This window comes from Parageobacillus sp. NEAU-HV-2 (assembly GCF_059115485.1).
Genome location: NZ_JBXUJJ010000010.1, coordinates 51,131 through 76,754, shown reverse-complemented (window position 1 = coordinate 76,754; position 25,624 = coordinate 51,131). Strand labels below are relative to the sequence as shown.

The following is a 25,624-nucleotide window of genomic DNA, read 5'->3' as shown; positions in this document are numbered from 1 at the left end:
TTAACGTGTAGATGGGGTGACAGCCTCGCGCTGCTGCAATCCTTTAATCAATACCGCTACGACTTCCGGACGGCTGAACGTGCTTGGCGGCACTTGACCGTTGCGCAGCATTTCTCGTACTTTTGTGCCGGATAATACAACATGGTATTTCGGATCATGCGGGCATGTTTTCGTCGACGCCATTCCTTCGCATTTCGTGCAATAAAAGCTATGTTCGAAAAACAGCGGCGTAATGCCCAGTTCTTCCGGTGTGAAATTTAAAAAGATTTTTTGCGCGTCATATGTGCCATAGTAATTGCCAACGCCGGCATGGTCGCGGCCGACAATGAAGTGGGTGCAGCCGAAGTTTTTGCGAACCATCGCATGGAAAATTGCTTCCCGCGGTCCGGCGTAGCGCATCGCGGCTTGGAACACTCCTAAAAACACGCGGTCTTTCGGATAATAGTTTTCTAGTAATACTTGATAGCTTTCCATGCGGATGTCGGCTGGAATATCATCCGCTTTCGTTTCGCCGACAAGCGGGTTTAAAAAGAGGCCGTCGACAATTTCGAGCGCGCATTTTTGAATGTATTCATGGGCGCGGTGGACAGGATTTCGCGTTTGAAAGCCAACCACCGTGTTCCAGCCAAGCTCGACAAAGCGTTGGCGTGTTTCGACCGGATCGAAGTAGAATGGAGCGAAGCGCCCTTTATCAGTGCGTTTCACTAATGTAATCGGTCCGCCTACATATACATTTGGCTTTTCAAATAGTTTTCGTACGCCTGGATGTTTGAGTTCCTCTGTTTTGTAAACGAGAAGTGCTTCTTTTGTTTTATCAGGTTGATAGATTTCTTGAATGTCAATGATGCCATATGCTTCCCCGTTGTAAACGAGTTTGGCCGTTTCGCCGACAGAAAGCTCTTTTGCCTTTTCTTCGGTTACAGCAAGGGTAATTGGAATGCTCCATACGGTGCCATCGACAAGCCGCATTGTTTCGACAACGGAATCATAATCGTTTTTGGTCAGAAAGCCGGTAAGCGGGCTGTAAGCTCCCGTTCCGATTAGCTCTAAATCGCTTAATTCCGCCTTAGACAACTCTATCGTTTTTGTGACGGTGTCTACTGGATAGTCAGGATTCCAGCGATTCACTAAAGTGCCTCCATGAGGAATGCTTAAGCTCATGTTGATACCTCCTTAATTTTTATCGGAAAAATAGGTTTTATCATTGGTTAAATGCCACCGCCGCTTTCATGCAAGGATCGCCGTTCTTCGTCGATGGTTTTCTTTAGGCTAATAATGCCAAGGGTAGCGAGACAAACGCTGAAAATGGCGATGATTGTATACTCTCCCTATGAGATATGAAGCCCGCATTCCGTTTTTCCGTGCCCGACCCAGCGGCCGGAACGCAAGTCGTTTGGATCGAGTGCAGGGGCTGTGCATGGCGCGCAGCCGATGCTTGGATAACCTTGATCATGAAGCACATTGTACGGAAGCTCGTATTTATATACATAGTTCCATACGTCTTTCCATGTCCAATGAATGAGCGGGCAGATTTTGATCGATTGGAATTTGTCATCTTTATTGATGTATTGGACATGGCTGCGTGTCGGCGATTGTTCGCGGCGCAGGCCAGAAATCCAAGCGGTTACCCCGGTCAATACTTCGCGCAGTGGAATCACCTTCCGCAATTCACAGCATTTATTTGGATGGTGTTTCCATAATTCGTCCCCGAATTGTTTTGCCTGTTCGTCTAAGGATATGCTCGGCTGTTTCATCACAATGCGGAGGGAAGGATATTTTTCTTTTACCTTTTCGATTGTTTCGTATGTTTCACGAAAATGAAGCCCGGTATCGAGAAATACGATTTCTGCATCTGGCTTTATTTGCGAAATTAAATCGATTAACACGATTCCTTCAATGCCGAAGCTACAGGCGTACACAATATCGTCCTCATATTGACGGTATGCCCAGGCGAGAACATCAAGCGCCCCTTTTGTTTCATTATCGTGAGGGAATACAGGTTTTTCTTCCGTTTCCCACGTTTGATAAGTAAGCATGTTTCTCCCTCCTTTGAATTCAAAGAAAATAAAGTGGATTAATTGGTTATATTAGGAATAGAACGAGAACGAACGCTTATTAAAAAACGCTCTCCCATTTTGGAAGAGCGAACCGGTCACTAATAGCGCCTTATCTTCCAAAATGGTACCCATTTTGCTGGAATTAGCACCTTGCTTTCGGCCAAGCAGGTTGCCGGAGTTCATTGGGCCAGTCCCTCCCTCACTCTTGATAAGTTCTATATAATTGATTAAAATTTTAACACAATTCAAGCAAAAGTCAATCCTAGTTTTTCGATAGGAATTAATTTTTTTGGCGATGTAACACGTTAGAGGAATAGCGAAGGAGAAGAAGAAAAAAAGGGCAGCTTGTTATTCAGCCCTTTTCTATGCATGTGAGACATGTAAAACAGGTAAGGGAGAAACGCAGATAGGCAATATTACTTCGACCGTTGTTCCTTTATCCACTTCACTCATAATTGACATCGTTCCACCGTGGTCTTCGATAATTTTTTTACTGACCATCATCCCAAGACCAGTACCTTTTTCTTTTGTTGTAAAGAACGGTTTTCCTATTTTTTTTATATATTCTTTTGGAATTCCACAACCTTCGTCGATAAAGCGAATAAGAACGGAATGTTCGTCCTTTTTTTGTGCTTCAATGAAAATATGTCCGCCATTTTTCATCGCTTCCATCGAGTTTTTTAAGAAATTAATAAATACTTGTTTTAATCCGTTTTCGTCACATTCAATGAGAGGAAGAGATGGATCAATTTTTGTGACAATTTGGATGTTATGTAAAATACTTTGTGTTTCTAATAAAGCGGTGACATGTTGAAGCAAAACGCCAATATCCCTTTTTGTAAATTTGATTGTTTGCGGTTTTGCCAACACTAATAGTTCGCCTAAAATAAGTTCAATGCGCTGAATTTCTGATTCAATAATGTGAAGGTAAGGTTTTTTCTCGTCAAGTTCAGATTGCAATAGTTGTATAAATCCTTTTATGGCTGTAAGCGGATTGCGAATTTCATGAGCAATCCCAGCCGCTAGCTGGCCGGCAACCGAGAGCTTTTCCGATGTTCGAATGAATTCTTCTGTTTTTTGCAGTTCGGTAATATCGGTGAACGTCAATACTCCGCCAACGACGGCTCCATTTTCCAAAACAGGTGTTATCGTATAGGAAGCGGGAAAATAGGTACCGTCTTTTTTCCAAAAAATATCTTCACTAATATGATACGTTTTTCCATCTTGAATGGCGCGATCAATCGGGCATTCGCCAAGAGGGTAAGGAGTTCCATCTTTTTTCGTATGGTGAATGATCGCATGTGATGTTTTTCCAATGACTTCTTCCGCTTTATATCCAGTCATTCGTTCTGCGGCTGGATTCCAGAAAACGATATTTTTATGTTTATCAATCCCGCAAACTCCTTCAGCCATACAATTTAATATGAGTGTATGTTTATGATATAAGTGTTCCAGCTCTTTTCGGAATCGATTGAGTTCCGTCATATTTCGGGCAATCATATAAATTCCTTTCAAGTGATTGCCACGAATCATTGGAACGGTTTTAAAATGTATGTCAATAATTTTTCCATTTTTATGCCGTGCTTGTAAATCACATTCGCAAGTTTCTCCTTTTAATGTTCGTTCAAATATTTTTTTGGCTTTTTCAATTTGGTCCGGGACGATAAATTGGGTAAAATGTTTGCCAATATATTCGCTAGGTTTGTATCCAAGCATTTTTCCTACTGCAGGGTTACCAGATATAAATAACCCATTTATGTCTAACAGAAAAATCATATCAGGGTGTTGGAAAAAGAGACATTTATCACATTGTTTATTTTCTTTTAATAAGCGGCTAATAAATGCGATCGTTGTAACACATAGGGCGCCAAGCACAGCAACGATAGGGTTAAACAATAATAGAGTGAAAGAATCGTTTGTCTTTTTTATCATATGGGGCATGTCTAAAATTGACCAAACCACAAGGCTGATGATGCATACGATCGTCGTTACAGAGAGCGTGTAAATAGGGAATGTATGGATGAATAGCATTTTCAATAATATGTAAGAAACGATCACGGTAATGAAGAATAATAGAATGATAAATGATGCGTAATGAATACTGCCATAGATCATTTTTATTCTCCTCTCCCGCCTCAAAACAAAAATATATATCGTTTAGTTTAGCCATATTATACGAAAATAAAGACGAATTGAGTAGAACCAATAAAAAAAGCTGCCCAAAGCGAAAAGGACAGCGATAGACGTATGAACCTCTCCTACTTACATTTATTTTTTGCGTAAGTTTCCTAACTCCTCGGCGATGGCCTGCATCTCGCTTGGGCTAAACGTATTTTTTCTCATCACCATGTCATATATCTCTTTCAACTCATCATACCATTCTTCAGAGAAGTGAGAAGGTTTAATCGCATCAAAATTTAACACTTTTAGCTTTTCTTTGATTTTTTCCACCATGTACTCTACATTTTCTGCCGATTTTTTAGATAAATCCATTTTTTAACTCCTTCCTTGCAAAGGTTACATGTATTGTACCATAGAAAGGAATACATCGCGCTAATATTTTTGTATATAATGGGGTCGAAAGGAGATGTGAACAATGGTAAAAGTGTTGTTTGTCTGTTTGGGAAACATTTGCCGCTCACCGATGGCCGAGGCGGTTTTTCGACATTTAGTGAAAGAGAGAGGATTGGAAGACAAAATCACAGTCGATTCAGCGGGAACGGGAAATTGGCATGTTGGTGAACCGCCGCATGAAGGCACCCAACTCATCTTAAAGCAAAATAATATCGATTTTTCCGGGATTCGCGCCCGGCAAATCGATCGCGAGGACTTGCAGACGTTTGATTACATTATTGCGATGGATGCAGAAAATGTAGGAAATTTGCGGAGATTGGCGGGGTACAATAAAACTGGCTTTATCGGCCGGCTGCTTGACTTTGTTCCTGACAGCGAAATGGCGGATGTGCCGGATCCGTATTATACCGGGAATTTTGCGCAAGTATATGAGCTAATTCAAAAAGGATGCGAACATTTATTGGACACAATTATTAAAGAGAAAAAATTAGAAGTGAAGGGGAGAAAATAGATGAAGGAACGTAAAAACATATGGAAGGGAATGATGGTTGGGGCGGCGTTAGGCGCTGCTTTTTCTTTCTTGATGAGCAAAAAAGAAGAAAAACAAGAGCGGTTTTCCTGGCCGATGAGGTTGAAACAATGGCGCCAGTCCGCAGAAGAAATGGCGGAAGATGCTGCATTTATCATGGAAAAACTGAAGGAAATAGCGGAAAAAACACCAGAGGTTATACAAGTGGTTAAAGAATTATATAACTGGAAAGAGGATGATCGTCCCCGAATAAAATGACAAGGGGGGAAACAGGAAATGCTGATTAATTTAACATTTATTCGTGAATTGGTGCGGCGGTTTCAAGAAGATGAGGTGTCCCGGCTGTCAGCGGAATTGGCTTATTATTTTCTTCTCTCTCTATTTCCGTTTCTTATTTTTTTAATTACGTTGCTTGCTTATTTGCCGATTCCGCATGAAGACGTGCTTTCCGTGGTGCGTGAATATGCTCCGGAGGAAGCGCTTCATTTAATTGAGACGAACCTTCACCGCATTATGGATTATCAAAATGGAAAATTGTTGTCGATTAGCATCATCGGTGCCATTTGGTCGGCATCGAACGGAATGAATGCGATTGTGCGCGCGTTTAACCGCGCATATGACGTCGAAGAGAACCGTCCTTTTTGGATTGCTCGCGGCATGTCTGTTTTGCTTACCATCGGATTAATTTTTGTTATCATTGTCGCCTTGGTGTTGCCTGTATTCGGAAAGATGATCGGTTTGTTTTTATTTTCCGTATTCGGCTTCTCGAAAGAATTTTTAACGCTCTGGGACGCTTTTCGCTGGGTGATTAGTTCGTTAATTTTGTTGGTTGTCTTTACGGCGTTATATTACTTTGCCCCAAATAAAAAGCTGCGCTGCGCCAATGTCATCCGCGGCGCTATCTTTGCGACGATCGGCTGGATTATCACATCGCTTGCGTTTTCTTATTATGTTAATAATTTCGTTAACTATACCGCCATGCACGGAAGTCTTGGCGGAATGATTATTTTAATGATTTGGTTTTATTTGTCGGGAATGATTATTGTGTTAGGCGGCGAAATGAATGCGATTTTTGATTGCGAGCGGGAAGGAAGAAGGCGCGAGCGTTAATCATGCATAAACTTCCTTTCATAAACAGAAGCAGCGGGGAAATAGTAACGATTGCAAGGGGGATTACTGAGAGAGGGGGATTGCTATGACCAAACATACAAAAAAAGATGGCGGCACAAAACAAAAGGGAAAAAATAAGCCGAAGCATAAAACAAGCGGCAGTGCCAACGGCCAAAACGGATACCATTAATCGGTGAGGAACAATAGCAAAATGGACGATGCGCGCAAAAAAGGTTCTCGGGAAAGCGAGAACCTTTTTGTCTTAAGTTCTGGAATTCTTGGCGAGGATTTTTCGATGATGGACAATGCTAGATGAGATGGAAAAATAAAGAACGGTTCAGCGAGTGGTTCTTTTCACTCAGCGATTTCTTCATGATTGTAGTAGTACAGTTCGTAAATATACTCAATTTCCGCATCCGTCATATACGCCAGCTGTTCTTTTGTAAACCCTCTTACTTTCTCGATAAATTCGACCATATTTTTTCGCTCCGCTCTACTCATGAATAAGCAACTCCCTTCATGGTTTATCCTGTTTTAAAACAGTTTATTTATTTGTTGGTATTATTATATAACAGTATAAAAGAAAAGGTCAACGATTTTTTTGAAAAATTAAAAAAGAAGCAGATCAATCGCTCTGCTTCTTTGGCTGCTTTTGAAGCATGATAAGAGAAAGAAGAAAGAGAAGGCTAAACATCATAAAGAAAAAACTGTCATTAGTGCCGATTTGAATCGCGAGGCCGGTCACAAACGGACCGGTCATGCTGCCAAAGCTATACAGCATGCCGCATAGCAAGTTCCCGGCAGGAAGCAACTGTTTCGGCAGCAAATCGGCCATATAGGCGATGCCAAGGGAAAACAAAGAGCCAACAAACATACCGGCAATAAAAAAGCAAATGGCGATCCCAATGAGGGAGTGGTGGAACAGATAAGCGCTAAAAAAGCTGGCACTGCCGATGAACAGAGCAGCTGCAATAACCTGTTTCCGCGGGAAGCGGTCGCTTAATACCCCGAGCGGCAGCTGGAATGCAATCCCTCCAAAAGAGAAAGCGGGCAAAACTAACGCGACTTGTTCTACTCCAATATGTTCACGTAAAGCGTAAACAGGGAAAATCGTATGAATGGTCGCCTCTAAAAAACCGTAAGCAAGCGGAAGCAATAACGCCACCCACGCGTATTTCCAAACATGAAGCAAACGTTGGATAACATTCGTTGAATCGGATTGCGCCCATTCCTTTGGCTGTTCATTTTGCAGGAAAAAGATGGCGCACCAACTAACAAGACTAAACAGCGATGATACATAAAAAGGCAGCCATTCGTGCAAGGAAGTGAGTGATGCTAGCAGCGGTCCTGCGGAAAAACCGATGCCAAAAAATAATCCGTATAAGGATAGATTGCGCCCGCGCCGATCTGGCGGCGAAAAATCAGTAATCCACGTTTGCGTGGCAAAATGAAGCATATGGTCGCCAATTCCGACGCAAAGACGCAGAAAAAACCAGAGAAAAAACGATGGAAAAGCTGGAAATAAGATGAGTGATAGTATTACAATAAAACCACCGACAATAATCATGGGGCGATATCCATATTTGCGCAGAGGCTTTTCTAAAAATGGCGAGATCAATAAAACGCCAATGTACAGCGCCGCCGCATGTATGCCGTTGACAGACGAAGAAACGCCCTGCTTTTCAAGCAGCATCGAAAGCAATGGCAGCAACATTCCTTGCGAAAGGCCGGAAATGGCAACAATAGTGATTAAAATCCAAAAGCGCATCGCATTATACCCCGTTTTCGAACATAGGATATCCGTATCCATGGTACATAGGATGGGAGCGTAAGGCAAGCCAAAAAATCATGAAGAGCTTGTTTTTTCTACACATAACGGTTTCATATTTATTGGACAAACACTAGAGGAGAAAGGTGGAAAAGTGGAAAATGAATAAAGTATTTGCGCTGATGACATGGGTTGGGGTTCCGTTATCCGTCATGGGGAGCTTCCTCCATTGGCCGGAGGTGATAATGTTTGCGGTATATTGTTTAACGATTATTGCGCTTGCCAGTTATATGGGGCGCGCTACGGAAAGTTTGGCGATTGTAGCCGGCCCGCGCATCGGCGGGCTATTGAATGCGACGTTTGGCAATGCAGTGGAGCTGATCATTTCTATTTTTGCGTTAAAGGCGGGGCTCGTCGAAGTGGTGCTTGCTTCTCTTACCGGATCGGTGCTTGGCAACTTATTGTTAGTCGCAGGGTTATCCTTTTTTGTTGGCGGCCTAAAGTACAAACGGCAGGAATTTAACGTGTATGATGCCCGGCATAACGCGGGGCTGCTTACATTTTCCGTTTTGGTAGCGTTTGTCATTCCCGAAGTGTTTACGATGAACATGTCACATCAGGACAGGCTAGCGCTTAGCGTCGGTATTTCGATCATTATGGTGATTTTGTACTTAGCTGCTTTATACTTTAAGCTTGTCACGCATCGTGGCGTGTATCAGCATAAATCCGATATCGTCGAGGAACATGAGGAACCGGAATGGACGAAAGGAAAATCCATATTGATTTTGGCGCTGGCGACGATTGCGGTCGCTTACATATCCGAACGGCTTGTCCATACGTTTGAAACGGTGGCGGAATCTTTCGGCTGGAGCGAACTGTTTATCGGGATTATCATTGTCGCCATCGTTGGCAACGCGGCGGAACATGCATCTGCTGTCATTATGGCATACAAAAACAAAATGAATGTCGCGGTTGAAATCGCCGTCGGCTCCACGTTACAAATCGCGATGTTTGTCGCGCCGGTGCTTGTGCTTGTTTCCTTGCTTTTTCCAGAAAAGATGCCGCTTGTTTTTTCGCTTCCAGAGCTAATCGCCATGGCGGTGTCAGTATTGTTAATGATCGTTTTGTCTAACGATGGAGATACAAACTGGTTTGAGGGGGCAACGCTGCTTGCCGCCTACACGATTATGGGCATCGGCTTTTATTTGTTGTAGAAGGGAGATAAAAAAGAGGCTCTGCTTAGACGCAGAGCCTTTTCCATTTGGCAACGCACATAGTAGGAGGAAAAACATATGCAGAAAGTCAAGAAAAGATTAGCGCAATATTAGTATACCACTTTATTTGAAATTTAGAAATATTCCGAACAAAAATGGTAAATTTTTTTCTATACGGATAAACGCTATTTTTTTGAAAGAAAATAACAATGAAAATAGCAACGGAAAGGAGTCGACAGGATGAAAAAATGGAGTATTTGCTTTTTTATTAGCGTATTAACGATATATATGACAGCTTTTGCCGCCGATGCGGCTTCTCAACAAGCACAGCCGAACTCGGTAGTGGATATTACAAAAGAAAATACGTACCCAAACCCGGCGCAAGATTTGCCGCATTTAGAGCCAAGCAAATTCACGAAGCAGCTCCTGAATTCAGCTAACGTAAAAATTGAAAACCCAGAATTGATTCATCTTCTTAATGAATCTTCTGTTTCGAGCACGCCGTTTGCGCTTGGATATCGGGCAACGATTTATTTAGGGCAGTGGCCACTCAATTATCAGTCGCTCGAAACGTCAACGAACTGGGAATATCAAAAAGTCAATACGAATTTCCTCGATAACCGTGGCGGGAATGTTTCGCAAAAACTGTACTATAAACAGGAAACGCAAAAGCATGTGCGCGGCGGGCTGACGGCGCAAGTTCCAAATGAAGAAGCGGTGCAAAAAATGATGCTAAATAAGGCGATGGAAAAGACGAACTTGCCGCTCGCGTTTAGCACGGTGGTAGGGATTGGAACGAGAAAAGATCAGCCGTATCAAGTGCCTGCGAAAAAGCTCGGCTATTTATACGCGTATGCCCCAGCCGTCAATGAAAAAGGGAAAGTGACGTATGGCGAAGTGTATATCGTGCTGAAAGGAAATAAAAAGAAAATTGTCGTAAAAAACGTAACGACACGTGGAGTCGGCGCTTGGATTCCGGTGCAAGACCGCCTTTATTTTTCATACATTGTTAGCGAGCAGCCAAGATAAAACGTCAAGGTGAAAACCTTGACGTTTTATTTTTTGATCCGCGCTTTCTGCTTTGTAAAATCGACATCTTTATAATAAGCGTTTTTGACGAGTACGTTTGGCCCGAGACATTGAGCGGCAGGACAATGGCAAAGAAGCTGTTTGGCAAGGTCGGAATTCTGCCATTTTTTGTATGCGTCAAGCAGCGTATCATGCTGAATGTTGCCAAGCGCCGGCTCGTCGCCGAAATCGGTGACGATGATATCACCGGTAAAAATGTTGACATTTAAGCGCGACCGCCCGTCTGGATCGTTGCGGACGGTGACGTTTTTGCTTGTGTAAAGCCGTTTTAATAATGCCAAATCTTCTTCGTTGTCGCTGCAAGGATAAAACGGCAGCGTTCCAAACAGCATCCATACGCTTTCATCACGAATGTCCAAAAGATGGTGAATCGCCTGCCGCAATTCGTCTAAACTTAACGCCTCGAGCACACTAGCGAAATCGCTCGGATACATCGGATGAATTTCATGGCGCTTGCACTCCATTTCCTTGGCCACTTGCCGATGAATCGTTTCTAGATGGCGGACGGTCCGTTTGTTTAGCATGGTTTCTGCCGAAACCATCACTCCCGCCCTCGCCAATGCTTTGGCGTTGTCGAGCATGCGCTGAAAATATTTTTCGCGCTGGGCGGTGCTTGGCTTGCGCTCCATCATCGCAAACCCGCCCTCGATAAAATCTTCGATCGTTCCCCAGTTATGTGAAATATGCAAGACGTCCAAATAAGGGATAATTTTTTCATAGCGCTCTAAATCGAGCGTCAAATTAGAGTTGAGCTGCGTCCGAACCCCGCGTTCACGAGCATATTTTAGCAGAGGAACGACGTAGTCGCTTACAGATTTCAGCGATAACATCGGCTCACCGCCGGTGATGCTCAATGAGCGTAAATGCGGGATTTCCTCGAGCCGCTTGATAAGCAAATCAAGCGGGAGCGCTTCCGGGTCTTTCGTTGTCAGCGTGTAGCCGACGGCGCAATGTTCACAGCGCATATTGCATAACGTAGTTGTGGTGAATTCCACATTTGTTAACTGAAGTTCCCCATATTGTTCGACATCCAAATACGCTTCCCACGGATCAAAGGATGGGGTAATCGGTTGAAGTGTAAATGAATTCATAACGTTCTCCTCTTCCTTCATCGAAATTACGTCCGTCATCATTTTATTATCATTGTACGGGAATATGTAAGTTTCCGCTAGAAAGGAATAGGAAATAAAAGTATTAAAAATAAGTGGAATTTTACGAATAAATAATATGGTAACAACTTTTTGTTTTTACACAAGAGAGAGAAAAGGAGTATAATAAATAAAGATTGTAGTGATAGTCAACTACATAGGACGACGAAAAGGGGAAGGGGCGTTGAACATGGAACAGTTCCAGCAGAGCATGTATAAACTCATCGTGGAGACGTCCACGAAATTGCCAAAGGACGTGCGTCGAGCGATCGCTCGGGCAAAAGCGCGTGAAAACGCGGGAACGCGGGCGGCGATGGCGCTGACGACGATTGCCGGCAACATCAAAATGGCGGAAGAAAATGTGTCGCCAATCTGTCAAGATACCGGGCTGCCGACATTTAAAATTAAAGTGCCGGTCGGCGTCAACCAAATCAAAATGAAAGAAGCGATTTATGCCGCAATCGCGCAGGCAACCAAAGATGGTAAGCTTCGTCCGAACTCCGTCGATTCGCTAACCGGCAAAAACAGCGGCGACAATCTTGGTGTCGGTATTCCGGTTATTAAATTTGAACAATGGGAAAACGATTACATTGATGTCCGTCTGATTTTAAAAGGTGGCGGCTGTGAAAACAAAAACATTCAGTACAGCTTGCCTTGCGAGCTAGAAGGTCTTGGCCGCGCCGGCCGTGATTTAGACGGAATCCGCAAATGCATTTTGCATGCGGTATACCAAGCGCAAGGGCAAGGCTGCAGCGCAGGATTTATCGGTGTCGGCATCGGCGGCGACCGCGCTTCCGGCTATGAACTGGCAAAAGACCAGCTTTTCCGTTCCGTCGACGATGTCAACCCGAATGAAGATTTGCGCCGTTTGGAAGAATATATTATGGAAAACGCCAATAAACTTGGCATCGGCACGATGGGATTTGGCGGCGAATCGACGCTGTTAGGCTGTAAAATCGGAGTGATGCACCGCATTCCGGCCAGCTTCTTCGTGTCCGTCGCCTATAACTGCTGGGCGTTCCGCCGCCTTGGCGTGAAAATCGACCCAGAAACAGGCGAAATCATGGAATGGTTATATCAAGAAGGAGAAGATGTTGATTTTGGAAAAGAATTAGAAAAAGCGGAAGCAGCCGCGACGGCGGAGCTTGGTGAAGTGCGCGAAATCGTCCTCGAGCCGCCGATTACGGAAGAGCAAATCCGGCAGCTGAAAGTCGGCGATGTCGTGCGCATTAACGGTATTATTTATACCGGCCGCGACGCGATTCATAAATATTTGATGGATCATGATGCGCCTGTCGATCTGAACGGACAAATTATTTACCACTGCGGCCCGGTGATGCTGAAAGATGAAAACGGCAATTGGCAAGTCAAAGCGGCCGGTCCGACGACAAGCATTCGCGAGGAGCCTTATCAAGGCGACATTATGAAAAAATTCGGCGTTCGCGCGGTCATCGGCAAAGGCGGAATGGGCGCAAAAACGCTGCAGGCCCTAAAAGAACACGGCGGCGTCTATTTGAACGCGATCGGCGGCGCGGCGCAATATTATGCGGACTGTATTAAGTCGGTCGAAGGCGTCGATTTATTGGAATTCGGCATCCCAGAAGCAATGTGGCACTTGCGCGTCGAAAACTTTACCGCCGTCGTCACGATGGACTCTCATGGCAACAGCCTGCATGAAGATGTAGAAAAATCGTCATTAGAAAAACTTGCGCAATTTAAAGAGCCGGTTTTTAAATAAGAATTGATCACCGTCAGCGCTTAGCTGGCGGTGATTTTTTATGCAAAAAATGGCGCGGTTAAAGTGGCAATGGTGGAAAAAACTAATGGTTAGCAGCACGACAAGGAGGAAAGACCGATGAAGAAATGGACGATATGGCTGTTTGTATATGTCATCATCTTATCGTTTGTTCCTGCTTCCGCGGAAGCCGCAAGCAATCAAGCGATTCATTGGGGGTTTAAGCGAAGCGAGAACCACGATCCTCCTTCCGCGGGAAAAGAGCTGGATCAACTGCTTGCCAAATATGACGCATTTTATTTAGGGGATCCAAGCAAAAAAGAAATTTATTTAACGTTTGATAACGGGTATGAAAACGGCTATACGGCTAAAATTTTAGATGTCTTAAAAGAAAAAAAAGTGCCGGCGACGTTTTTTGTTACGGGGCACTATTTAAATACGGCTCCTGATTTAGTAAAACGAATGGTAAAAGAAGGGCATATTGTCGGCAATCATTCGTGGCATCACCCCGATTTGACGCAAGTGAGCGATGAAAAACTGCGAGAGGAATTGGAATCTGTCCGTAAAAAAACGGAAGAGCTTACGGGGCAAAAAGGAATGATGTATCTTCGCCCGCCGCGTGGCATTTTCAGCGAACGGACGATGGCGGTCGCCCGCGAGCTTGGTTATTACCATGTGTTTTGGTCGCTTGCGTTTGTTGATTGGCAGACGAACAATCAAAAAGGATGGAAGTACGCATACGACAACATTATGAAACAAATTCATCCGGGCGCGATTTTATTGCTTCATACCGTCTCGAAAGATAACGCCGACGCCCTGGCGAAAGTGATTGACGATTTGCGCAAGCAAGGCTATACGTTTAAAAGCCTTGATGATCTGATGGTCGAAAAAATGAGTTTGCATCCGTGGCTTTTTACCCCTTGAACGTTTGGTTCAAAGGGGTGTTTTTCGTTATAATGTGGGTATTAACGATAATAAAAAGGTGATAGTTATGTGGCAACAGCAAGTTGAGGTCACCCCTCCATATGATTTTTCCCACGCGCTGGAGCGGCTTGCGCTCGATCCTCTTATATCGGTGGATATAGCGAAACAGAAGGTGGTTGTGCCGCTTTATGTTCGACATATCCCAATCGCTGTTACGGTCAAAAGCATTGGGACAAAGGATGAGCCGAGCTTCCTTGTTACGGCGCCATATCCTGAACGAAAAAAGGAAATTATGGAGCGGGTTTCTCATCTGTTTCAATGGAATACGCCGCTTGCCCCGATTCACGAACATTTTCAACGGACCGAATTACAGTCGCTTTTTACCAAATATGAAGGAATGCCGCTTATTTTAGATTTTGACCTTTATTTTTGTTTAATGAAATGTCTCATTCACCAGCAATTAAGTTTGAAAGTTGCTTATCGCCTGACAGAGCGGTTTGTGAAAACGTTTGGAACACAAATCGACGGCGTTTGGTTTTATCCGCGGCCGGAAGACATTGCCGCTCTTTCGTATGATGAACTGAAACAGCTGCAGTTAAGCGGGCGAAAAGCGGAGTATATCATCGATACATCGCGGCTTATTGCCGAAGGGAAGCTTTCATTAGAGGAACTTGCGCACAAAAGCGAGGAAAAAGTGATGGAAGAATTGTTATCGATTCGCGGCATCGGTCCATGGACAGTGCAAAATTTTCTTCTGTTTGGGCTTGGAAAACCAAACCTGTTTCCAAAAGCAGACATCGGCTTGCAGCGGGCGATCCAGCGGCTGTTCGGTCTTTCGGAAAAGCCGTCGATAAAACAAATGGAAGAGCTAAGCACGCGATGGGAGCCGTATTTAAGCTACGCATCGTTATATTTATGGAGAAGCATTGAATAGAGGAGTGGCAAACAGTGACGAAGCAAACAATTACCATCAAGAAAGGGCAGCAGTTTCCGTTGACGATTAAGCGGCTCGGCATCAACGGGGAAGGAGTCGGCTATTTTAAAAAGCAAGTGGTGTTTGTCCCAGGTGCGCTCCCGGGAGAAGAAGTCGTCGTAGAGGCAACGAACATCCATCCGAAATACGCGGAAGCGAAAATTAAAAAAATTCGTAAGCGCTCCCCGTATCGAGTAACGCCGAAATGCCCGTTTTACGAACAATGCGGCGGCTGCCAGCTGCAACATCTTGATTACGAAGCGCAGCTTCGCGAAAAACGCGATATCGTTATTCAAGCTTTTGAGCGGCATTGCCGGCTTCCGATGGAAACGCTGTCGATCCGCCCGACGATCGGAATGGATGACCCTTGGCATTACCGCAATAAAAGCCAGTTTCAAGTCGGCGCGAAAAAAGGAGAGGTCATCGCCGGTTTGTACGGCTTGAATTCCCATCAGCTCATTGACATTTCCGAATGCCTCATCCAGCATCCGGCTACGAACCGTGTGACCAACATTGTGAAAATGATTCTCCAAGATTTGCACATTCCGATTTACAACGAGCGGACGCAGACCGGAGTTGTCCGCACGATTGTCGCAAGGGTCGGGTTTCATACAGGGGACGTGCAGCTTGTGCTCATTACGGCGACAAAAGAAATCCCGCGCAAGCAATTGCTGATTGACGAAATAAAGCGGCGCCTTCCGGAAGTCAAGTCGATCGTGCAAAATATTAACGGACGGAAGACGTCGCTTATTTTCGGGGAAGAAACGAAGCTGCTCGAAGGAAAAGAATACATTCAGGAAGTGCTCGGCGACTTATCGTTCGAACTGTCGGCGCGCGCGTTTTTTCAGCTGAATCCGGTGCAAACGGTGAAACTGTACGATGAAGTGAAAAAGGCCGCCGCTTTAACGGGAACAGAAAAGGTCGTCGATGCTTACTGCGGCGTCGGCACGATCGGGCTTTGGCTCGCCAAAGACGCCCGCGAAGTGCGCGGCATGGATACAATTCCGGAAGCGATTGAAGATGCGAAGAAAAACGCGAAAAAACATGGGTTTACCAATATGATGTATACGACAGGCAAAGCGGAAACGCTGCTTCCAAAATGGGTGAACGAAGGATGGATGCCCGATGTCATCGTCGTCGACCCGCCGCGCACCGGCTGCGACAGTGCACTGTTGCAAACGATTCTCCGTGTTCAGCCGAAAACGGTTGTGTACGTCTCCTGCAACCCGTCCAGCCTCGCGCGCGATATCGATGTGCTTCGAGAGAGTTATCATGTTGACTACGTCCAGCCGGTCGATATGTTTCCGCATACGGCGCATGTGGAAAGTGTGGCGCGATTAGTGTTAAAGATGTAGAGCATAAATAAACTCTTGCCAAACTCGAAATAAAGTGGTGCAAAAGGGCAGGGGAAAGGTGTAAGGGAGAAGGAGAAATCCTTTTCCTCAAGCCTTTTCTTTTTTTATGTCAAAAGATATAAAGTTTTGGCAGAAAAATCAAAGCAAAAATCGGAAAAATGAGCGATTCGTGAATGGCTTTAGTATGAATGGAAAAATATAGGGGGAATAAGAATGCGGGGTGAGGAAGGATTGGATAGCAAAGGAGAACAAAGACAAATCGTTTCCAGTGAAGCTGAAAGTTGCTAACCGGTGAAAGTCCTGTAACATAACGTTCACTTGACTATTCATGATAAGCCGTGATACGCTCGACTTGGATTCGAAACCATGAATGTTTCTTCAACAAATTTTTTGTAAAGTCCTGCGATAATATGTCAAGTGCCAAAAATTGAAAATTCTAATCCGCAAAAGTTCTAAAAAAGCAATACTAAAGAAACCTAGTAAAATTTATGCTCCTAGCGCACTTGTTGATCAATCACCTCCATGAGCTGCCTGGTGGAAATTCCCTTGAAAGCGGATTCTAAAAATACTATACGAAGGGTGAATATTATGCACATGGCTGATGCCTTGATTTCACCAGCTGTTGGTGGAACTATGCTGGCAGCCACTGCCGGCGTTGCAGCTTATTCAATCAAAAAACTCCAGAATGAGATGGATGAAAAGAAAATTCCTTTAATGGGAGTTATGGGAGCATTTGTTTTTGCAGCACAAATGATTAATTTTTCAATACCAGGTACTGGTTCAAGCGGACACCTCGGAGGAGGAATGCTGCTTGCCATATTATTGGGCCCTTATGCGGGATTTTTGACGATGGCTTCGATTTTGTTGATACAGGCATTGTTCTTTGGTGACGGTGGATTGCTTGCTTATGGCTGCAACGTATTTAATCTTGGTTTTTATACCTGCTTTATAGCATATCCTTTAATATATAAATGGTTTACACGTAAAGAGGTTACTTCCAAAAGGATTTTTGTCGGTTCAATGGCTTCAGCGCTGGTTGCTCTCCAATTGGGTGCTTTTAGCGTTGTCCTTGAGACTCTTTTATCAGGAAAGACCGAATTGCCTTTTGAGAAATTCGTATTGCTGATGCAGCCGATACACCTTGCGATTGGGGTAGTTGAAGGGCTGGTAACCGCAGCAATTGTTACTTTCGTATGGAGAGCCAGACCTGAAGTTTTGGAAAAAGCAGCGAATGGAGAAGCCCTTGGCAATATATCCATGAAGAAAGTATTGACAGTTCTTTCAATCGCAGTAGTTGCGGTTGGCGGCTTGTTTTCTTGGTTTGCTTCCGCAAATCCTGACGGCTTGGAATGGTCTATCGAAAAAACAGCAGGTACGACAGAACTGAAAGCTTCTGATGGCATTCATAAAATACTCTCTGAAATTCAAAGCAAAACAGCATTATTACCTGATTATAACTTTAAGACAAATGAAAGTGAAAATAATAAAGAAGAAACAGCTTCACAGGCTGAAAATGTGTGGCCTGCTGTTAATGCCGGAACAAGTGTTTCGGGTATAGTAGGAGGAGCGTTGACCCTTGCGTTGGCCGTATTTACAGGATGGATAATCATTGTGATTAAAAGGAAAAAGAAAAAAATTACCGCTTAATTATTTTTATGGCGGGGTAAAAAACTACCTTTAGTTTTTAAGAGGAATTGATTTAAATGGCGAATATGATAAATTCATTATCTAATATGAGGCTTCTAGATGACCTAGCACGAAAAGAGACCTTTATACACAGAATTCATCCACTAATAAAGCTGTTAACCACAGTCGCTTATTTGACTGTGGTTGTGTCATTTGAAAGGTATGAAATCAGCGGTCTTTTGCCTTTTATTTTTTATCCTATACTAATTTTTGCTTTTTCAGAGATACCAGTTGCGCCAATTCTAAAAATGATATTGCTTATTGAGCCTTTAATTATCGGAATTGGAATATTAAATCCATTGTTTGATCATTCCAAAGTGGTGCTTGGTGGAATTGCTGTTTCAAGAGGATGGATTACTTTTTTATCCATTTTTATAAAATGCAGTTTAACAGTGACAGCCAGCATTTTACTCATTGCAACTACAGGTATGGATCGGTTGGCGGCAGCTTTGCGGATGCTCAAAATCCCTAAGATTTTTGTCTTACAGCTTTTATTAACATACCGATATATATCGGTACTGATCGAAGAGGTTTCCAGGATGATGAGGGCGTATTCCCTTAGGGCACCAGGACAAAAGGGAATAAAGTGGAGTGTTTGGGGTTCTTTTGCCGGGCAAATATTGCTAAGGACTTTTGAGAGAGCAGAGCGGGTATATCAAGCAATGAGTTTAAGAGGCTTTACAGGAGAGTATCATACCGGAGATATTTCAAAACTAAGCTTTAAAGATCTCACCTATTTTGCAGCATGGTGTCTGTTTTTTGTTATTGCAAGAATTTACAATATACCTGTATGGATAGGGTCATTGTTTACAGGAGTGATTCGATAGATGAGTCATCATAAAATTGAAGTAAGAAATTTGCATTTTTCGTATCCCGATGGACATGAAGCAATTAAAAATATTTCTTTTTCAATTCATCACGGTGAATCTGTGGGGATCATTGGTGCGAATGGTGCTGGGAAGTCTACGCTGCTGATGCTGTTGATGGGGGTTCTCTTTCCAGATGGTGGAGAAGTACTGGTAGGAGATGTTCGTGTAACAAAAAAGACATTACCGATGATACGCCAGAGATTGGGAATGGTTTTTCAGGACCCTGACGATCAATTGTTCATGACTACTGTTTATGATGATGTTGCCTTTGGACCACGAAATTATAAGCTGGAGGAGGAAGATGTGGAGAGAAGGGTGACGCAGGCATTGGAGATGGTCGGAATACCTCATTTGAAAGACCGGGCCCCCTATAAATTATCGGGTGGAGAAAAGCGGTCTGCCGCAATTGCATCCGTTTTATCAATGCAACCTGATGTATTGATAATGGATGAGCCAACTTCAGGCCTGGACCCAAAATCAAGACGGAGAGTAATTGATTTGTTAAAAAGCTTTGAACATACAAAGATAATTACCAGCCACGATTTGGACATGGTGTTTGAAACTTGTAAAAGAATTATTGTGATAAAAGAAGGTGAAATAGCTGCAGATGGAACCACAGAGGAGATTTTATCCAATGCGGAATTGCTGGATAGCTGTGGTTTGGAATTGCCTCTTTCACTTCAGAATTGTCCTATCTGTGGTGCCGCGAAGCGACGCATGGATGGCTAAAGGTTGGCGATAGTTGACCAGCACATAAAAAAAGACCGATTGATTTCGGTCTTTTTCTCCTCCCGTCCTTTTTGCTCCTGCCATTTTAACAATAACCTATGAAATGATCCTTCAACCACTTTACTAAAAACCGTTTTTAGTCAAACTTTTCAAACCGGTCCAAATCTTTATTTTCCCCGATCACGACTAATATATCTCCTTCTTTAATGGTTTGATCAGGTGAAGGGGAAATACTTACTTTTCCACCGCTGATAATAGCGATGACCGTTATATTAAACCGTGCCCTGAGATTTAATTCTCTTAAATTTTTTCCGATCATTGACGGATGGACTTTTACTTCTTCTATACTATAATCTTTCGCGAGTTCAATGTAATCAAGCACGTTCGGTGACATGAGCTGTGTTGCAACCCGCTCTCCCATATCCCTCTCTGGAAATACGACCCAATCGGCACCAACTTTATATAAGACTTGACCGTGCCGTTGGTTAATGGCTTTTGCCACAACTTTATTAACCCCTAATTCTTTAAGGACTAGCACCGTTAAAATGCTTGCTTGAATATCATCACCAATCGCTACGATGACAGCGTCAAAATTTCGAATGCCGACTCTCTTTAACGCTTCTTCATCTGTTGAATCAGCGACAACGGCATATGTAACATGATCTTTATATTCTTCAATTCGTTCTTCATTGCGATCAATGGCCAAAACTTCATTTCCAGCTTGATGCAAGGTCGTGGCCAGACTGGAACCGAATCTTCCTAATCCGATCACAGCATATTGTCCTTTCATGTTCTTTCGTCCCCCTTTATGTATGATAAATTACTATCCGATCATAATCTTTCCCTTTGGAAACTTAAATGGATCCGGTTTTCGATGTAAAGCAACGGCATAAGCGATCGTTAAAGGTCCTACCCTTCCTGCAAACATAGTTAATATAATAAGAATTTTTCCGATAGGAGATAATTCAGGCGTTAACCCCATCGATAACCCTACTGTAGCAAATGCCGACGTTGCTTCAAACAAAATCATCAAAAAATCTTTATTCGGTTCGGTTATCGTTAGGAGCATCGTTATCGTCATGACAACAAATAAGCCGCTTACTGTTACGGTTAGTGCTTTATAAATCGTGTCATACAATATACGGTTTCGGAAAAAAATGACATCTTCTTTACCCTTTATATTTGACCAAACCGCGCCTAACAAAGTGGCAAAGGTGGTCGTTTTAATCCCCCCGCCTGTCGATCCAGGAGATGCCCCTATAAACATTAAAAAGATGATGAGAAAGAGAGTCGGTTGCGTTAAATCCGGGATATTCAGTGTATTTGAACCAGCTGTCCTCGGTGTAACCGCTTGGTACAAGGATGCTAAAAATTTTCCAAATGTTGATAATGGCTGCAATGTTTTCGGATTATGATATTCCAAAATAAAAATAAGAATAGTTCCAAAAACAACCAAGATCGAACTCATAACAAACACGACTTTGGTATGTAAAGAAAAACGGCGTGTCTGACGATACTCATATATTTCATTTAAGACAATAAACCCAATACCACCCAGTGTAATAAGAATACATAAAACGAGAGTTACTAGCGGATCATCCACGTAGCCAGTAAAACTTCTGAAATCACCCATTATGTCAAATCCAGCGTTATTAAAGTTTGAGATGGCATGAAACAAACCAAAATAAATTGCTTTAGGCAACGGCATATCAAAGGAAAAACGAATCGCAAGCAAGATTGTGCCAATTAGCTCGATAACGGCAGTAAAAATCAATATTCTTTTCACTAGTCGAACAACACCATCAATCGACAAATTATTTAATGATTCTTTTATTAATAACCTTTCTTTTAATGAAATTCTCTTACCTAAAATCAAAGCAAAAAGAGTGGCAAAGGTCATAAAACCTAATCCGCCAATTTGAATCAGTGCTAGAATGACTAATTGCCCAAATAATGTAAACGTCGTACCAGTATCCACGACGACCAGGCCAGTTACACAGGTAGCAGAAGTAGCCGTAAATAAAGCGTCTAACCATGGAAGCCCCTTCCCATCTACTGTTGCTGCAGGTAAAGTTAAAAGAAATGCACCAATAAAAATAATGAAACTAAACCCTAATACCAATATTTTAGGTGGATCTAAATAAAACATCCTTTTCTTATTCATATTCTTCTTCCTTACTCCATTAATTTTTTATTATTCTAATGGTAAGTATAAATCGTAGAAATGAGAATGGAAAGAATCATGAGAGGAAATCCGGCAATGAATTTTTTAATGAGGAAGTTGATACCCCTCTTTTTGGAAGCGAGTCCTGCGACAACTAAAATAATTCGGCCTAACATCGGATGCGATCGTACGATACACTTTTTCTGATATGATGAGGCATCATCAGAAAAAGATCTAGAGCAATCATCGTTTGTGAATCCTGCCTTTGCCTCCATTCCCCCATTTATATAGTAGTATGTCTTATAAAGATTGGATATATTCTGATAAATTAACTAACACATCCTTTTATATTCATCACAGTATGCAGCAAGCGCTACGATATCAAAAATTGTGATGAACCCTAACCCCGATCCTTCAGGAACCAAAAAGATCAAGCCAATTTGGAGAATGGAAATTAATTCATGAACATTTAAGCAGTCTTTAAATAAATATTAATGTTGGATTAACGGATGCAATCCTTCAATAAGGAACGACATTCTATGTTTCCGTTCGCCGCAAACTGTTGAAAAAGTTCAACAAGCCATTATTATATAAAATACAGCATAGGTTCTGTTGAATACTGAACCCATGCCGTAATTCTTTTACACGTATCTGTTTGACAGATGCCAGTTCACCATATTTAGGCCTTCTTCTGTCGTTTACCGCGCAAGTGCACTGGATGTTTTGGCGTGGCGGGAAAGTGTAAAACATCTCCAAGCCTTATGCTTCCAGTTTTTGCGTTTCTCCGTTATAAATATTTAAATTCAATTCTTTAGTGATGCGGCTGGTGACTACACCGGCGGTCATGCTTCCGCTGACGTTTAAGGCAGTTCTTCCCATGTCAATCAACGGCTCTACGGAAATGAGCAATCCTGCTAATGCTACTGGCAGATTCATGGTAGATAGCACTAAAATCGCCGCGAACGTAGCCCCGCCGCCAACGCCTGCAACCCCAAACGAACTGATGGTGACGACTAGAATAAGCGTCAAAATAAAGGAAAGAGAAGTTGGATCGATGTTGACGGTTGGCGCGATCATCACTGCAAGCATGGCAGGGTAAACGCCGGCACAGCCATTTTGCCCAATCGACAGCCCAAATGAGCCGGCAAGGTTGGCAATGCCTTCCGGAACGCCAAGCGCGGTTGTTTGTGCTTTAACATTCAATGGAAGAGTGGCTGCGCTTGAACGGGAAGTGAATGCAAACGACAGTACCGGCAGCGCTTTTTTTACGTAAGTAATAGGGTTTAGTCCGGCCAGCGCTAAAATTAGCAAATGAATGGCAAACATAACGAGAAGTGCAATATAGGAAGCTAGGACAAATTTTCCTAGTTTTGCAATTGCGTCGATATCGCTTGTCGCAGCCACTCGGGACATAATGGCTAAAATTCCGTAAGGTGTTAAACGGAGCACTAGCGTGACGATACGCATGACAATAGCGTACAAGGCATCCACTATTTTTTTGAACATTTCTGCTTGTTCAGGCTGTTTTCTGGCAACTCCTAAATAAGCAATGCCGACAAAGGCAGCAAAAATAACAACCGCTATGGTGGATGTGCTGCGTTGTCCCGTGAAATCTAAAAATGGATTTGCCGGAAGCAGCTCGATAATTTTTTGCGGGAAAGACAGGTTTTGAATTTGTTCATATTTTTGTTCTAACTCCTGCCCACGTATCTGTTCCGCCTCTCCCGAAGGAATTTCCATCGCCTCTAATTGAAAGCCTAATGAGGCCATAATGCCGATAGAAGCAGCTACCGCTGTCGTGCCCAATAATAGGCCAATAATGAGCGTGGCGATTTTTCCTAAATTATTAGATATAGAAAGTTTGGTAAATGCCATAACGATAGAAATGAAAACTAATGGCATAACAATCATTTGCAATAGCTTTATATATCCTGTGCCAACAATGTCAAACCATTGGGTGGACTGCTGAACGATAGTGGAACCAGCCCCGTACACTCCCTGCAATGCGAACCCAAAGACGATCCCTAGTCCAAGAGCGGTAAACACCCGTTTGGAGAAGGAAACGTGTTTCTTTTGCATATAGGCCAGCACACCAATCAATAATAGCAATATAGCAATGTTTAAAATGATTAAGTAAACATTCATCGTTAATCCCTCCTGACACATAGAATTGCTTTAATAACCAAAAACCGATATGTCAAGTAAGTTTTATTTATCTTATGAAAGAGTTTATAGGAAATTGCTATTGCTAATAAAAAATTTCATGAATGGCTATTAGATGGTTTTCGTTCTTCATACAGAATTTATTAAGATTTTGTTATCGAAAACGAAAACATTTTGCTCTTTGTCGGGGTATATAAAGTGAAAACAGCGCTGAGGAGGTGGGGAGATGGAAAAGGAAATCATCCAAAGGATTCAACAGGGGGATGAGAAGGCGTTTGCCAAGCTGTATCATCTATACGCGGAATACGCGTTAAGGGTGGCCATGGCGGTTACGAAAAGCAGGGCAAACGCCGCGGATGCGGTGCAAGAAACGTTTATCCGCGTGTATGACCATATTGACCGCTTCGATCTTACGAAAGATTTTAAGCCTTGGTTTTACCGGATTTTGCTCAATGAATGCAATCGGCTGATGAAAAAGCAAGGGAAAATGGTGGCGATGAGCGATTATATAGATGATCAGGTGCGAATAGCTAATGTAGATCACCATGCTTTTGAGCAATACGAAGAGCTGTATAAAGCGATTGAAAAATTAAAGGATATTCATCGTATTCCCATTGTGCTGAAATATTTAAAAGGATTTTCCGATGAGGAAATTGCGCAAATTCTTGATCTTAATGTGAATACCGTCAAGTCGCGGCTGTTTAAGGCAAGAAACAAGTTGACAAAGATTATTGAAAAAATGAAAGAAAGGGGTGTTGGAAATGGATGAAAAAAAGATGGAAAATATGATTCGCACCGCTCTGATCAACGGAACGGAATCGACGGTAGAGTTGGAAGAAGAGGTGTGGGAGTATGTGCAAAAAAATATAAAAGGACAGCGGAGAAAGGGAAGGAAAATAAAAACAAGAAAAAAACGCCTATGGTTTGCCTTCGTGTCGGCTGCGGCTGTGCTGATGCTAACGTTTCTGTTTACCGAGCCGGGCCAGGCAGGCATTAATAAGGTAAAAGAATGGTTTGCGCCGAAAAAAGTGATTGTCGAAGAAGTGGAAGGGCAAAAAGAGCAAAAAGAGGTAACGTTAAATAAAAGCAAAGTTGGGTATGTGATTTATTTCGATGAGAAAATGTATCGGGTAGAAAAACTGAACGGAAAAGACCGCATCGTTCCGCTGGTGCAAGGAAGTCCGGATTTGCCAAAAGTGTATATGGAAATCAGACAAGTAACCGATCAAACTCCGGAAGCGCTTGCTTCTTCTTTGGAAAAACAGGTGAAAGAACAATATCCGATCATCATTCAGACAGGAAAGGTCAGCGAACCTGTGAAAGGGTATGTCATCCAAGGGGAAAGCGGCCGGCAATGGAATGATGAAGTAGTAAAGTATTATCTTGTCGATAACGGCCAAGGAGGAACGTTCGTCATCGAGCAGCATTATTTTGTTGAGGCGAGCGAAGGCCATGGAGCTAGATTTGACAACATGCTAAAACAATTTCGGGTGACGAAGGAGCTTGATAAACAGCAATAGACTAGCATAGATAAGGG

The 25,624-nt window shown here is 43.0% G+C and carries 24 protein-coding genes and 1 riboswitch; of the genes, 14 read left to right on the top strand and 10 right to left on the bottom strand.

Annotated elements, in window-relative coordinates; genetic code table 11:
- From sat to AC1WMD_RS15075, 4 genes are all read right to left on the bottom strand, one after another.
- Positions 1-1,161 carry a sulfate adenylyltransferase gene (sat, locus tag AC1WMD_RS15090; protein WP_043903529.1) on the bottom strand — a complete coding sequence of 387 codons (1,161 nt, stop codon included), beginning with the start codon at positions 1,159-1,161 and terminating at the stop codon, positions 1-3.
- A 167-nt stretch (positions 1,162-1,328) separates the two neighbouring features.
- Positions 1,329-2,036, bottom strand: a complete 708-nt coding sequence (locus tag AC1WMD_RS15085) for a phosphoadenylyl-sulfate reductase (RefSeq protein WP_043903530.1) — start codon at positions 2,034-2,036, stop codon at positions 1,329-1,331.
- Between the two features lie 127 nt (positions 2,037-2,163).
- A riboswitch (SAM riboswitch) is annotated at positions 2,164-2,272 on the bottom strand.
- Positions 2,273-2,420: 148 nt separating this feature from the next.
- Positions 2,421-4,172: a PAS domain-containing sensor histidine kinase gene (locus AC1WMD_RS15080; protein ID WP_494257833.1), complete on the bottom strand. Its 1,752-nt coding sequence runs from the start codon at positions 4,170-4,172 to the stop codon at positions 2,421-2,423.
- A 153-nt stretch (positions 4,173-4,325) separates the two neighbouring features.
- The gene (locus AC1WMD_RS15075; protein WP_494257832.1) at positions 4,326-4,550 is read right to left on the bottom strand and encodes a DUF1128 domain-containing protein; all 225 of its coding nucleotides are present in this window, start codon (positions 4,548-4,550) and stop codon (positions 4,326-4,328) included.
- Between the two features lie 103 nt (positions 4,551-4,653).
- Here AC1WMD_RS15075 and AC1WMD_RS15070 point away from each other — a divergent pair, with 103 nt between their 5' ends.
- Genes AC1WMD_RS15070 through AC1WMD_RS15060 form a run of 3 tightly spaced genes read left to right on the top strand, consistent with a single transcriptional unit; the run spans position 4,654 to position 6,270 of the window.
- Positions 4,654-5,142, top strand: a complete 489-nt coding sequence (locus AC1WMD_RS15070) for a low molecular weight protein-tyrosine-phosphatase (protein ID WP_494257831.1) — start codon at positions 4,654-4,656, stop codon at positions 5,140-5,142.
- The gene (locus tag AC1WMD_RS15065; RefSeq protein WP_043903534.1) at positions 5,143-5,418 is read left to right on the top strand and encodes a hypothetical protein; all 276 of its coding nucleotides are present in this window, start codon (positions 5,143-5,145) and stop codon (positions 5,416-5,418) included.
- A gap of 18 nt (positions 5,419-5,436) precedes the next feature.
- Positions 5,437-6,270 carry a YihY/virulence factor BrkB family protein gene (locus AC1WMD_RS15060; protein WP_043903535.1) on the top strand — a complete coding sequence of 278 codons (834 nt, stop codon included), beginning with the start codon at positions 5,437-5,439 and terminating at the stop codon, positions 6,268-6,270.
- Positions 6,271-6,624: 354 nt separating this feature from the next.
- On the opposite strand, the gene AC1WMD_RS15055 is transcribed toward AC1WMD_RS15060, so the two are convergent.
- Together AC1WMD_RS15055 and AC1WMD_RS15050 are read right to left on the bottom strand one after the other, a co-directional pair.
- On the bottom strand, positions 6,625-6,771 hold the full coding sequence (locus tag AC1WMD_RS15055) for a BH0509 family protein (protein WP_043903536.1): 147 nt from the start codon (positions 6,769-6,771) through the stop codon (positions 6,625-6,627).
- A gap of 124 nt (positions 6,772-6,895) precedes the next feature.
- Entirely contained in the window at positions 6,896-8,038 is a 1,143-nt protein-coding gene (locus AC1WMD_RS15050; protein ID WP_043903537.1) for an MFS transporter, read from the bottom strand.
- 161 nt (positions 8,039-8,199) lie between these two features.
- Between AC1WMD_RS15050 and cax the strand changes: the two genes are divergently transcribed.
- Both cax and AC1WMD_RS15040 read left to right on the top strand, forming a co-directional pair.
- Complete coding sequence (gene cax / locus AC1WMD_RS15045; protein WP_043903538.1) at positions 8,200-9,252, top strand: calcium/proton exchanger; 1,053 nt, start codon at positions 8,200-8,202, stop codon at positions 9,250-9,252.
- Between the two features lie 240 nt (positions 9,253-9,492).
- Complete coding sequence (locus tag AC1WMD_RS15040) at positions 9,493-10,281, top strand: YfkD famly protein (RefSeq protein ID WP_494257829.1); 789 nt, start codon at positions 9,493-9,495, stop codon at positions 10,279-10,281.
- Positions 10,282-10,307: 26 nt separating this feature from the next.
- On the opposite strand, the gene yfkAB is transcribed toward AC1WMD_RS15040, so the two are convergent.
- Positions 10,308-11,432, bottom strand: a complete 1,125-nt coding sequence (gene yfkAB, locus AC1WMD_RS15035) for a radical SAM/CxCxxxxC motif protein YfkAB (protein WP_494257828.1) — start codon at positions 11,430-11,432, stop codon at positions 10,308-10,310.
- A 247-nt stretch (positions 11,433-11,679) separates the two neighbouring features.
- On the opposite strand from yfkAB, the gene AC1WMD_RS15030 reads away from it, so the two are divergent.
- From AC1WMD_RS15030 to AC1WMD_RS15000, 7 genes are all read left to right on the top strand, one after another.
- Positions 11,680-13,227: a fumarate hydratase gene (locus tag AC1WMD_RS15030; RefSeq protein ID WP_043903541.1), complete on the top strand. Its 1,548-nt coding sequence runs from the start codon at positions 11,680-11,682 to the stop codon at positions 13,225-13,227.
- Positions 13,228-13,344: 117 nt separating this feature from the next.
- Complete coding sequence (gene pdaA / locus AC1WMD_RS15025) at positions 13,345-14,148, top strand: delta-lactam-biosynthetic de-N-acetylase (protein WP_043903542.1); 804 nt, start codon at positions 13,345-13,347, stop codon at positions 14,146-14,148.
- Positions 14,149-14,215: 67 nt separating this feature from the next.
- Positions 14,216-15,082, top strand: a complete 867-nt coding sequence (locus tag AC1WMD_RS15020) for a DNA-3-methyladenine glycosylase family protein (protein ID WP_043903543.1) — start codon at positions 14,216-14,218, stop codon at positions 15,080-15,082.
- Between the two features lie 14 nt (positions 15,083-15,096).
- Positions 15,097-16,476 (top strand): 23S rRNA (uracil(1939)-C(5))-methyltransferase RlmD, encoded by a 1,380-nt coding sequence (rlmD, locus tag AC1WMD_RS15015; RefSeq protein ID WP_494257827.1) that lies wholly within the window; start codon positions 15,097-15,099, stop codon positions 16,474-16,476.
- A 588-nt stretch (positions 16,477-17,064) separates the two neighbouring features.
- Entirely contained in the window at positions 17,065-18,123 is a 1,059-nt protein-coding gene (locus AC1WMD_RS15010; protein ID WP_494257869.1) for an energy-coupling factor ABC transporter permease, read from the top strand.
- 56 nt (positions 18,124-18,179) lie between these two features.
- Positions 18,180-18,989 (top strand): cobalt ECF transporter T component CbiQ, encoded by an 810-nt coding sequence (gene cbiQ, locus AC1WMD_RS15005; RefSeq protein ID WP_043903546.1) that lies wholly within the window; start codon positions 18,180-18,182, stop codon positions 18,987-18,989.
- Positions 18,990-19,760 (top strand): energy-coupling factor ABC transporter ATP-binding protein, encoded by a 771-nt coding sequence (locus AC1WMD_RS15000; protein WP_043903547.1) that lies wholly within the window; start codon positions 18,990-18,992, stop codon positions 19,758-19,760. It abuts the gene before it with no gap.
- Positions 19,761-19,896: 136 nt separating this feature from the next.
- Here the strand turns inward: AC1WMD_RS15000 and AC1WMD_RS14995 are convergent, their stop codons facing one another.
- The 3 genes from AC1WMD_RS14995 to AC1WMD_RS14985 all read right to left on the bottom strand — a co-directional run bounded on the left by AC1WMD_RS14995 (position 19,897) and on the right by AC1WMD_RS14985 (position 24,069).
- Positions 19,897-20,550, bottom strand: coding sequence for a potassium channel family protein (locus AC1WMD_RS14995; protein ID WP_043903548.1), 654 nt, complete (start codon positions 20,548-20,550; stop codon positions 19,897-19,899).
- Positions 20,551-20,583: 33 nt separating this feature from the next.
- Complete coding sequence (locus AC1WMD_RS14990; protein ID WP_043903549.1) at positions 20,584-21,924, bottom strand: TrkH family potassium uptake protein; 1,341 nt, start codon at positions 21,922-21,924, stop codon at positions 20,584-20,586.
- Between the two features lie 759 nt (positions 21,925-22,683).
- Positions 22,684-24,069 carry an L-cystine transporter gene (locus AC1WMD_RS14985; protein WP_043903551.1) on the bottom strand — a complete coding sequence of 462 codons (1,386 nt, stop codon included), beginning with the start codon at positions 24,067-24,069 and terminating at the stop codon, positions 22,684-22,686.
- 244 nt (positions 24,070-24,313) lie between these two features.
- On the opposite strand from AC1WMD_RS14985, the gene AC1WMD_RS14980 reads away from it, so the two are divergent.
- Both AC1WMD_RS14980 and AC1WMD_RS14975 read left to right on the top strand, forming a co-directional pair.
- Complete coding sequence (locus tag AC1WMD_RS14980) at positions 24,314-24,856, top strand: RNA polymerase sigma factor (RefSeq protein ID WP_043903552.1); 543 nt, start codon at positions 24,314-24,316, stop codon at positions 24,854-24,856.
- Positions 24,849-25,607: a hypothetical protein gene (locus AC1WMD_RS14975; RefSeq protein WP_043903553.1), complete on the top strand. Its 759-nt coding sequence runs from the start codon at positions 24,849-24,851 to the stop codon at positions 25,605-25,607. Before AC1WMD_RS14980 ends, AC1WMD_RS14975 begins: the two co-directional genes overlap by 8 nt.
- Positions 25,608-25,624: the final 17 nt, after the last annotated feature.